The organism is Microbulbifer sp. ARAS458-1, from assembly GCF_045348205.1.
Classification (GTDB): Bacteria; Pseudomonadota; Gammaproteobacteria; order Pseudomonadales; family Cellvibrionaceae; genus Microbulbifer.
Genome location: NZ_CP155838.1, coordinates 1,249,626 through 1,260,488, shown reverse-complemented (window position 1 = coordinate 1,260,488; position 10,863 = coordinate 1,249,626). Strand labels below are relative to the sequence as shown.

Sequence of the window (10,863 nt, the reverse complement as noted above, 5' to 3'; positions counted from 1 at the left end):
GATCTCCTGATCGTTAAAAATCAGAAGCGTACCGGGCAGGGTTGCCGAGTTTTAGATGGGGTTTATTGAGCGCTTACTTTGTAGCTATATTTTTTGCCATTCTTTCTACTCCGTGCTTTTCCACAGATTGGGAAGAAAGTTCTGCAGTCAATGGTCTATTTACTAGCTCCGACGTCTCTGGAACATTTGTCCTATATGATTCCGGCTCTGGAAAATTCATAGGACATAATCTTCAAAGATCTGAAGTGCGGTTTGTTCCAGCATCTACATTCAAAATTGCAAATAGTTTGATTGGTCTTTCTGTGGGCGCAGTAGAGGGCGTCGACGACATTCTCCCCTACGGCGGGCAGAAGCAATTATTTAAAATCTGGGAAAGGGATATGGGGCTACGTGAAGCTATTTCTATATCCAACATTCCCATCTACCAGGCGCTGGCTCGTCGTACTGGTTTAGAGCGAATGCAGGCGTATGTCACGAAGCTAGGTTTTGGGAATGAAGATGTTGGTACATCTATAGATACATTCTGGCTTGATGGGCCGCTGGAAATCAGCGCTCAAGAGCAAGCTATCTTTCTATCACGACTCGCTCAAGACCAACTTCCGGTATCAAAAGATATCCAAAAAGCTGTTCGAGATATCGTCCTGCTAGAACAAGGTGAAGGCTGGAAGCTTTACGGAAAGACAGGCTGGGAAAATGTACCGAATCCTGGCGTAGGATGGTGGGTCGGATGGGTCACAAAGGGTAACCATGTGTATTCGTTTGCCCTAAATATGGACATCAAAAACACATCCGATGCGAAACAGCGTGTGAAACTAGGGAAAGAAAGTCTCAAAGCTTTGGGGATTCTATAAGCGAGCTGAGACTTGCAAGTACAGATACCGATCGGATTCGACCTATGGAATTGGCCTTAAGTAGCAAGGCTGAATCCTTGAGAGAAATAGCAAGCGCGGCGCTATACGTAGCGCACAGCCCGCTGCACTGGCTGATAGGAGAAGCTATGGAGTTCGTACTCGTACCTGGTGCATGGGCAGGAGGCTGGATATGGGATGAAGTTGCCAAGTCGCTGCGTGATAGAGGACACAACGTTCATCAACTCACCCTTTCGGGCCTCAATGAACAAAGCGAGACGTGCGAAATTGGCCTGAGCACGCATATTGAGGATGTTGAATCGTACATCATTAGGCATGGTCTAGAGTCGATCGTACTTGTCGGTCACAGCTATTCTGGAATTATCGTAGGCCAAGTAGCTACTCGCGGGCGCGTATCTATCCGGCATACCATTTTCATTGAGGCCTTTTTACCTGTGTCTGGCCAATCACTCCTGGACGTGTCGGGCCTGTGCATTGATGAGGAAGAAAGAGCAATTTTAGAGAACGAAGGCATGTGGCCGGCACCCTCCCGGGCGGAGTTAGCGACGCAACCAAGGCTCAATGATGCCGACATTAACTTACTTTGCGCAAAGCAGAGGCCACATCCGGGCAAAACCGTTACCGATGCAGTAAAGCTAGAATCTCCTCTGGTAGATATACCAGCCACATTCATTGCGCACGAGGGTTGGCTGTCTTTCTCCCGCGCACATGACTTACTTGCTACGTTGAAATCCAGTGGATCTTGGCGATTTAAGAATATTGAGGGTGGGCATTGGCCGATGCTTACCATTCCCCAAAAGCTAGCAGAGCTAATACACTCATGCGTGGCTTGATGGCAGAAGCGACCTTACGGTGTACTTTACAGAGCTACAAACGAGTTTACTAACTATTTAACGTCAACAGTGACAGGATAAAATTGAAACACATGAATCCACGGGGACAGTGCGCTCAGCAAGATTCCCCACCGCGGATAAATTCATCGATATTTGGCGGTACATATGACTGTAAAAAGAATGGACAATGTGGCAATTGCGGTCGAAGATCTGGACGCCAGTATTGAGTTTTTTAGTGCCATTGGCCTTTCTCTGGAAGGCCGTATGGTTGTAGAAGGCGACTGGTCTGGCCGAGTAACCGGTGTACGAGGTCAGCGAGTTGAAGTTGCTATGATGAAAACCCCAGACGATATCAGTCGAATTGAACTAACACGTTTTGATTTCCCGGCTGTCGTATCTGACCATCGTACAGCTCCGGTAAACTCTTTAGGGTATATGCGTGTTATGTTTACCGTTGAAGATATAGAGGACACCGTGACCAGTCTTCGTCCACTTGGTGCCACAGTGGTTGATGAAATTGTCGATTACCAGGGGATCTATCGACTCTGCTACATACGGGGCCCAGAAGGAATTCTCATTGGCTTAGCACAAGAGCTGGGTGAATGCAGCCACTGACAAAGCAAAAACATGCCATCTGAATCATTGGTAGTTTTCTTCGCTCACTTCAATGACATTTAGACTTATTCGCTCCTACGCAGGCCATACAACAGATGCCGACGAACATGGATAGCTGCCCGATTTGTAAAAATAGCGTCACCACCCGCCCCAAAGAATGGAGTGGTGGCCGCATGTTCGTCGAGTGCGCAAAGTGTGGAGCTTACGAAATCTCTCCGAATCTATTTGAAGAACTTTCAACTTTGCCAGAGTCCGACTGGCAGATTCAAAAATTGAGCTCGGAGATTGAGCACACTGCTGAACCTAGAATGATCTGCAAGCCATCCAACAATATACCCCAGTTTTTCACTGTCGGTGCCGACAAACCAAGCAAACTTGGAAAAAGCTTTCTTAGAGCCAAGGCTGAAGGAAGGGTGATAACTGTTGGCACAATTGTTCACAAAGAGAGCGAGGACGATAAACCCGGGAAGTAGTATGTGTTGCGGATCGAACGGTACCCGGGGGTGAGCTTACCCTCGACAACTACATCGACAAAGGCCTGCTTATAAATGAGGTCAACAGCTAAATTATTGAGGCGTTTCAGGCAGCGTTACCGATGCCGGTAAAATCCACTTCGATAATCAGCAGATAACAGCCTTGGCACATTAAAACACTTTCAATAAGGATTAATATGAAAAAAACCGTTTTAGCCCTTGCACTTTCCCTGATTAGCACCTTCGCAAGCGCCGATAACCTTACCGGAGCCTGGGAGTTGGTTTCCGGGAATTATGTAGACAACAAGGGTACTCTGATCGATTATCAGGATCTCGATTTTAAGGCGCTGAAGATCATCAGCGATCGTCATTTTAGCTTTACGTCGATGAAAGGCGGCGAGTTCTGGGCATCGGGTACCGGGACTTATGAGGTCGCCGATGGGAGGTATACGGAAACACTCCACTTCAATTCTTTTGGCGAGCAGTCTGGTGCAAAATTTGTGTTTACCACCAGAGTTGAAGATGAATACTGGTATAACGAGCGCTGGAAAGATGGCGAGCGCGCTGAATATGAGATTTGGCGCCGCGTCGAGTAGGCCGGGTCGGGTCACTCTCATAAACTACCGAGTGCAGATTAGCGGCCTCGATTCTTGTTTTCTGTACCCGGTCTTTGGGCGAGAAATATCGCATGGCGGGCGCCCTTCCCCGGTCGCTCGCGCACAGTCTTCACCTCCACCTGAAACCCAGCCTTCTTCAACCGACTGGCGTATACCGTGTCCGGTGACGCCGACCATACGGCAAGCACACCTCCCGGCTTCAGGCATTTATGGATACTACTAGTGCCTTCAATGGAATACAGCCAGTTGTTGTCGCTGTGCGTTAGCCCCTCCGGGCCGTTATCGACGTCCAGCAGCACGGCATCATATTCATTGCTTCGATCTACCAGCAGCTCGCCCACATCGCCGATGTGTACGGCGACCCGGCTATCATCCAGAGGTCGCCCGGCACACTCGCCCAGTGGGCCACGGTTCCACTCCACCACTTCGGGAATCAGGTCTGCGACAATCACTTGTGCCGACGCATGTACGGCTTCCAATGCGGAAGCCAGCGTATAGCCCATCCCCATACCACCGACCAACACCCGGGCATCCTTACGATTTTGCAGATGCGCGCAGCCCAACACAGATAGCTGCTGCTCACTGTGGAACCTGCGACTGTTCATCAGCTCGCCACGAGGGCCAGACAGGGAGATGGAGAACTCCTGGTCGCGCTTTCGTAGGGTCAGCGTACCGCCATCATTGGGAATCTCTGCAGTACCGAGTTGAATCCAGGGTTTCATAGTGGGGTTCGCCTTAGAGGACAGATGAGCATTCTGCTGCTTTTAGTGAGCGGCCGTTAAATTTCCAGGGACCTCTTTTGCCCCATCAATTTCTGCTTTAAACAACAGCCGCAATGCCGCTCGATAACTGTCTGTGCTATTCGCGGCATGCGTACCACCTTCAATATTGACCAAATGTGTAGTCCATGGGGCATCATCACGTGTTGACCAATGGGATTGCCACTCGAATGACCGGGTTCGGTTATCTGTGTACCGGTCCTCTGATGAACTCGCCACTATTACCATTAGGTCCCCCCGCTTGCCGAGTTTTGGCTCTTCGAAGAACTGCTCTCCATCTGGTAGAAAACTGGGGTTACTGGCAATGCGCGCCCAGAAGAGATCCGGATGATTGAAAGCAGAGTACAGCGCCATAAACCCACCGCGACTTTGGCCGAATAGTACGCGTCTTTCTGAGTCCGCACGGTAGCGATTCTCAACTACTGGCAATAATTCGTGCTCCAGAAAGTTATGAAAAGCCTCCGCTCCGCCACTGCGCTTCCAGTCAGCGGCGTAGGTGGAGAAGTCGAAATCTCGCCAATTGGTTTCGGGGTCGAAGCCGCCATAAGCAATCCCTACTACGATGGCTTCCGGAATATCATCGTCGTAGTGCAGAAACATGTGGTTGGCGGCCAAAATTGGGAATAGAGAATCACCATCCAGAAGGTAAATTATCGGATACTGCTTCTGCGAAGAATCTGCATAGTCTTCCGGCAGCCGAATATAGATATGAAATGGGCGGCCAACCTGCTCCGAGTCGAACCGGAAGTAGTCACCGGATAAGGCCGGAAGAAAGTCCATGGGGGTTGGCTTTGCACCTGTCATTTTTGACTCTTCATCCTTAAAAACATCACAAGCCGACAGCAACACGCTCATGGCCACTGCCGCAACTGCCCAGCATATGCGCTTCACCTATCTGGCTCCTCTCAAATCCATCCTGCCACGATACCACTTTCCCAGCACTCATCGCGATTCCGCGCTCTCATTCTTTTCAATGCCTCGCACCGAAGCTGCTAAGTTTTAAAGCTGTGATCTAAAAAAACGAAAAACAGGATTTGGAGCCTGAGCGGCTCTTGGTCCGGAGCGAAGGAATGCGAGCTTTTCTGGGCGCGCTCTATTTGGCGGCAATGGCGCCGCTTAGTGCATTTGCGAACAATGAAGCGCCACTGCCAGCGGAGGCGGCGGCGTTACTACTCGAAGAGGGTCGTGCTGCCTTTCGAGAGGGCGACCGTTACACCGCGCTTCGCCTGATTGGTGAGGCGCGGTTGATTGCGCCTGATAATCCGCATATTCGCCGCGCCCAGGCCGATATTGTGATGGAACTGAATGCGCCATTTGCTGCAGAGCGCGCTCGGGGCTCCAGCGATCCCGGTATCGATGCGCGCCAGGCGGCACTGCTGGTGCGCTGGGGGGAGCAGGTCAATACGGGCGGGCCGGCCCACCAGTACGATGGCACCGACCGGGCCATCTTAGCGCTGCGTTCCCAGTTACAGCGCGCCGAAAACAGCCAGCCTGTGGATCAGGGACTGGTTACCCGGCTGCGGAGAGATCTGGTGATTGCCCTGCGCGACAGGGGTTTCTGGCAGCAGGCACTGGATGAAATTGCCAGGCTTGAACAACACGGCGATGCGCTCCCACTCTATGTCCTTCAGGCCAAAGCGGATGCATTGCTGGCGGTGCGCCTTCCGCTGCGCGCGATTCCCCTCTATCAAAAGGTGATTGCCGAGGGCGATTACAACCGCGATGCCCGCATCGGTCTCTTCTATGCCCAACTGGAAGCAGAGCAGCTGGATGCCGCGCTGGCAACAGCGGATGCCCTGGCGTCGGAAGGCAGTGCCTGGCGACGTATCGGCATCGATGGGCGCCCCGCTCCCAATGAGGAATGGTTGAGTAATCAGACGCTTGCGGCACAGGCGCGTCGCCTCGTCGCCATGCCAAAAGCCGGCTGGCAGCGCCTGCAGCCACTGGTGAAGGCGGCACCGGCGAATGCCTGGCTGCGGGCGGAACGGGGCGAGACCGCCGCCGCCCGCGAATGGCCAAGGCGCGCACATCAGGAGCTGCTGATTGCTCGCAGCCTGTCTCCGGATGCCCTGGCTATCCGTATTTCCACTGCGGAGTCGCTGCTGCGAAGGCGCCATTGGCACATCGCTGAGCAGGAGATTGATGCGCTCGCAGAAGTCGCTCCGGGCAACGGTCAGGTGCGTCGGCTGCAACGGGACCTGGCCATTCACCAGGAAGCGGAGTTACAGCTGGAACTGCGCCCCTCAAAGACCCGGGGAGGCGGCCCCGATGCGGAGGGCGGCGGACTCGATGGCTCTCTCAAGGTATTCACGCCACCGCTGCAAGAGCGCTACCGGCTGTTCGCCGCAGATATCCGCACCAGCTCTACCCCTGAGGGACGCTCGCTGCAACACAATGCGATCGGAGCCGGTATTGAGGGGCGCTGGCCGGATCTCACACTGACTCTGGCGGGCTGGAACCACCGCGGGGAACTGGACGGCGGCGGCGCCAGCCTGTTGGCGGAATGGCAACCGAGCGACCACTGGGGTTTTTCGGCCGACCTGCAGCGCTTCTCGGAGATGACACCACTGCGTGCCCTGGAGGCGGGGATTCGCGCGGACTCCGCCAGTGTGTCCGCTTCGTACACGTTCGGTGATACCGGCAGTGTGTCGGTAAATACCGCAGTGGCGGATTTTACCGATGGCAATCACCGTACCCAGTGGATTATCAGCGGTATGTCGAAGGTGCACGACGGCCATTCCGTGGATGTCTATTTGCGCCCGACCCTGTATACCTCCAACAACAGTCTGAGGGGAGCGCCCTACTTCAATCCGGAGGAGGATTACTCGGCGATGCTGTCCGCCGCGGTGCAACACCGTTTATGGCGCTGGTACGATGCGGATCTGGTGCAGCAGTTTTTTATCGAGCTGGGCAATTACTGGCAGCAGAACTATCCCTCCGGCCCCATCGGTTCCCTGCGCTACAGCCAGTATTGGCAACCCTCGCCGCGCACCTGGTTGCACTATGGTATCGAGCGTTCGATGCGCCGCTACGATGGTGAGAATGAATATTCCTGGGGGCTGTTTCTCGATTACAGCCAGAGGTTCTGACCATGCGCTGCTGGCCGAACCTGCTAGTGGGAATCCTGCTTTGGCTGATAAGCGCCTGCGCTGCCGCGCAAATCCAGACTGCCGCGCCCGGTGTGTTTTACAGTGTGGCGCTGCACGATATTGCGGACTCGGAAGACCAGCTGGACGACTCCGGCATCACCAGTGATCGGCTGGTCGCTTTTTTTGAATGGCTTGCCGGGAACGACTGGACACCCATCCGCCTCGACGATATTGCCCGCGCACAGCGCGGTGAAATCCGCTTACCGGAGAAGGCCATTCTGCTGACCGTAGACGACGGCCGCCGCACCACCTTTACCCGGGTCTACCCACTCGCTTTGACCTATCGCTTCCCGGTGGTGGCGGCCGTTGTGGGGCGGTGGATGGATACGCCTGCGGGGGAGACGGTGACTTACGGGCGCCAGCAATTGCCGCGCAGTGCGTTTATCACCTGGGATGAGGCGCGCCAGATGCAGGCCTCCGGCTTTATCGAATTTGCCTCACACACGTTTAACCTGCACCGGGAAGAAATCGGCAACCCCCAGGGCAATGGTTTGCCCGCAGCCGTCACCCGCCGGTATGACCCGGCGCGGGGATATGAAAACGAAGCGGCATACCGCGCCCGTATCCGCCGCGACCTGCAACGCGCCCGCGACGGCATGCAGAAACAGCTGGGTCGCGCGCCCCGTGCACTGGTGTGGCCTTATGGACGCTATAACCAGACGACGCTGGAAATCGCCCGCGCCATAGGTTTCGAGTTTTCATTAACCCTGGATCCCGAACCCGCGCAGCTGGCGGCACCCTCTTCTGCGGTCCCCATGGAGATCGCCCGCTACCTGCCCACCGAGAACCCGTCGCTCGGTGAGTGGGTATCGGCGATGCAATTTATCGATCCATGGACCAATACCCGACGCATCGTGCCCCTGAACCCGGCAGCCTTCGCCAGTAGCAGTGCACAGGTGACGAATCTGCGACTGGGGACCACACTGGAGAACCTGCTGACGCTGGGTACCACCCATGTTCTGATTGATGCCCTGGCGGCGGACGAACACGGCCGTATCGAGGCCAGCTGGTTCCCCACCCAGACCTTGCCACTGCGCCAGGACCTGCTGTCGCGGCTGGCCGCACAGATAAACGCGCGCGCAGGCACCCGGGTGATTATCCGCTTTCCCCATCGGCAGGCGCTGCACACCCTCGGTTCCACCGGGGCGGTGGAACAACTGTGCCGCGATCTGGGACGCTATGTGCCATTTGACGGACTGCTGCTGGAAGACGTTGCCAGCCTCGCCCGGCAACCCGCCGATCCACAGGATATGCCCTGGCAAATGCGTGCCAGGCGTCAGCGCACAGACTTCAGCCGCTGGCCGCTGGCCGACCGACTGGCGATGCGCTGTTTCGCCATAATTGAGGAGGAGCGATCCGGGCTGCAGCTTTTCTGGCGCGCCCCGCAATACTATCCGCTGATGCGCGGCGCAGCGCTTGCGGATGTCACTCTGGTGCCCGGCCCCACCAGTAACCCCATTCCATTGGCGCGGGATGCGCGCGACCCGGCCCCGCCCGATGGACTTTCGCCCTATCAGCACATTGCACACCGTACTGGCCTGTGGGGCTATACCGGCGGCAAGGCGAATGTGGCGGAAATCCGCAATGCGATTCTGCACTACCAGAGTTATGGCGGTACCACCTTTGGCTGGGAGCCCCAGGATCTGATCGACAACCGCCCCCCGGCAGACACACTGGCGCCCACCAATTCTGCCCGCGCTTTCCCGCCTCGGGGCACCTTTAAAAAAGACACCACGCCCCCCGCCGATCAGCCCGGGGAGAAGGCACCGTGAACTGGGCGTATGTCGAACAGGCCCTGGCCATCTTCTGTTTCGGTTATCCGTTTGTCATGGCCTACTACTGGATGACCGGAGCCCTGCTCTTTTTCATCGTACGCGAACGGCATATGCCGCGTTTTGACCGGCCCCCGGCACTGACCACCTACCCGGGGGTTTCCATACTGGTGCCCTGTTTTAACGAGGGCCCACAGGTCAGGGAAACCATTGAGAACCTGAGCCGCATCACCTATCCGAATTTTGAGGTGATCGCGATAAACGACGGCTCAAGAGACGAAACCGCTGCCACCCTCGACGCCCTGCGCGAAACCAATCCGCGCCTGTCGGTAATTCACCTCAGCAGCAACCAGGGCAAATCCTGTGCACTGAACACCGGCGCTCTGGCGGCGCGCTACCAGATACTGGTGTGTATCGACGGCGATGCACTACTGGATCGCAATGCCCTGCACTGGATCGTGCGGCAGTTTCAGGTCAGCCCGCGGATCGGCGGTATCGCGGGCAATCCGCGCATTCGCAACCGCAGCAGTATTGTGGGGCTACTGCAGGTGGGGGAGTTCTCCGGCATGGTGGGGCTGATCCGCCGCGCACAGAATATTTACGGCAGTTTCTTTACGGTGTCGGGCGCGGTCTGCGCGTTTCGCAAACGCGCCCTGCAGGAAGCCGGCTGGTGGAATACGCAGGCGCTGACGGATGATGTGGATGTGACATGGCGTTTGCAGATGGCGGGCTGGAATGTGGAGTTTGCCCCCAAAGCGCTGGCCTGGATACTGACCCCGGAAACGTTTCGCGGTCTGTGGCGACAGCGGGTGCGCTGGAGCGAAGGAGGCACAACGGTCATCCTGCGCTATTTTCCGCAGCTGTTTACTCGCAAAGGCCTACGCATGTGGCCCATCTGGGCCAACTATGTGGTTTCGATTCTGTGGTCCTACACCATACTTCTGTTTATGGGTGTCGGGCTACTGCATCAGCTGGGAGTTTCGTTTGGGCTGGGTTTTAGCAGCTTGGGGTTCCTGCCTGACAAGTGGGGAATGACCCTTGCACTGACCTACCTCTTGCAGGCGCTGGTCGCCGCATTGCTCGACCGGAGAGTTGAACCGGATATTTTCCGCAGCCTTTACTGGATTATCTGGTATCCACTGATTTTCTGGGTAGTACAGGCGCTGACTGCGATCGTCGGTCTACCTCGCAGTATTCTCTACTTGCGACGTCAAACCGGTACCTGGACGAGCCCTGACCGGGGGTTCCGATGAAAGCAGACTGGCCACCTATTATTGACCGGGCACGCGTCCCCAGATGGTGCCGTTTTCGCGATGGTGTACTCACCTTTCTGGCGTGGGCCCTGATGATCGGGTTGCTGCAACCACTGCTGATCATCGCCTGGCATGCTGCCGAAGTGACGCTTGGTCTGCGCGACGCTCTTCCTCCGGTACACGCAAAACTTTTTTTTCAGGAACTGCTACCTTTCTTCAAATTGATCGTATTGTTTTCTCTATCACTTTCCATTCTTGCGATCAGCCGCCGCGAATACCTCAAGTCGGTTGCCGATGCCAGAAATCCACCCCCACCCCTACCACCGGAGCAGCAGGCGCAGAACTTTTCCCTGCATCCCGGCCAAATGGAAATGCTACAGGTACAGAGAATTTCTCTGGTGCAAATCGACAATGGCAGTATTACCAAAATAGAAAGCCCCGAGCGGCTGCCCGGGGCTTCAGGAAAAGATCGCTAGTCCAGTGTCCTGTGAGCAGGCACGGGA

The 10,863-nt window shown here is 55.6% G+C and carries 10 protein-coding genes; 8 read left to right on the top strand and 2 right to left on the bottom strand.

Features of this window, described 5'->3' with window-relative positions; translation table 11 throughout:
- Positions 1–86: 86 nt before the first annotated feature.
- From blaOXA to AAFH99_RS05080, 4 genes are all read left to right on the top strand, one after another.
- Complete coding sequence (blaOXA, locus tag AAFH99_RS05095; RefSeq protein WP_406829165.1) at positions 87–851, top strand: class D beta-lactamase; 765 nt, start codon at positions 87–89, stop codon at positions 849–851.
- Positions 852–895: 44 nt separating this feature from the next.
- The gene (locus AAFH99_RS05090) at positions 896–1,702 is read left to right on the top strand and encodes an alpha/beta fold hydrolase (protein ID WP_406828849.1); all 807 of its coding nucleotides are present in this window, start codon (positions 896–898) and stop codon (positions 1,700–1,702) included.
- Between the two features lie 165 nt (positions 1,703–1,867).
- Entirely contained in the window at positions 1,868–2,317 is a 450-nt protein-coding gene (locus AAFH99_RS05085) for a VOC family protein (protein ID WP_406828848.1), read from the top strand.
- Between the two features lie 670 nt (positions 2,318–2,987).
- On the top strand, positions 2,988–3,386 hold the full coding sequence (locus AAFH99_RS05080; protein ID WP_406828847.1) for a hypothetical protein: 399 nt from the start codon (positions 2,988–2,990) through the stop codon (positions 3,384–3,386).
- Between the two features lie 38 nt (positions 3,387–3,424).
- Here the strand turns inward: AAFH99_RS05080 and AAFH99_RS05075 are convergent, their stop codons facing one another.
- On the bottom strand, positions 3,425–4,129 hold the full coding sequence (locus AAFH99_RS05075; RefSeq protein ID WP_406828846.1) for an MnmC family methyltransferase: 705 nt from the start codon (positions 4,127–4,129) through the stop codon (positions 3,425–3,427).
- A 42-nt stretch (positions 4,130–4,171) separates the two neighbouring features.
- Positions 4,172–5,041: an alpha/beta hydrolase gene (locus AAFH99_RS05070; RefSeq protein ID WP_406828845.1), complete on the bottom strand. Its 870-nt coding sequence runs from the start codon at positions 5,039–5,041 to the stop codon at positions 4,172–4,174.
- Positions 5,042–5,256: 215 nt separating this feature from the next.
- Here AAFH99_RS05070 and pgaA point away from each other — a divergent pair, with 215 nt between their 5' ends.
- Genes pgaA through pgaD form a run of 4 tightly spaced genes read left to right on the top strand, consistent with a single transcriptional unit; the run spans position 5,257 to position 10,836 of the window.
- A complete protein-coding gene (gene pgaA, locus AAFH99_RS05065; protein ID WP_406828844.1) occupies positions 5,257–7,275 on the top strand; it encodes a poly-beta-1,6 N-acetyl-D-glucosamine export porin PgaA in 2,019 nt (672 codons plus the stop codon).
- A gap of 2 nt (positions 7,276–7,277) precedes the next feature.
- Entirely contained in the window at positions 7,278–9,107 is a 1,830-nt protein-coding gene (gene pgaB, locus AAFH99_RS05060; RefSeq protein WP_406828843.1) for a poly-beta-1,6-N-acetyl-D-glucosamine N-deacetylase PgaB, read from the top strand.
- A complete protein-coding gene (gene pgaC, locus AAFH99_RS05055; protein WP_406828842.1) occupies positions 9,104–10,360 on the top strand; it encodes a poly-beta-1,6-N-acetyl-D-glucosamine synthase in 1,257 nt (418 codons plus the stop codon). The genes pgaB and pgaC overlap by 4 nt, the downstream gene beginning before the upstream one ends.
- Complete coding sequence (pgaD, locus tag AAFH99_RS05050; protein WP_406828841.1) at positions 10,357–10,836, top strand: poly-beta-1,6-N-acetyl-D-glucosamine biosynthesis protein PgaD; 480 nt, start codon at positions 10,357–10,359, stop codon at positions 10,834–10,836. Before pgaC ends, pgaD begins: the two co-directional genes overlap by 4 nt.
- The last annotated feature ends 27 nt before the right edge of the window (positions 10,837–10,863 follow it).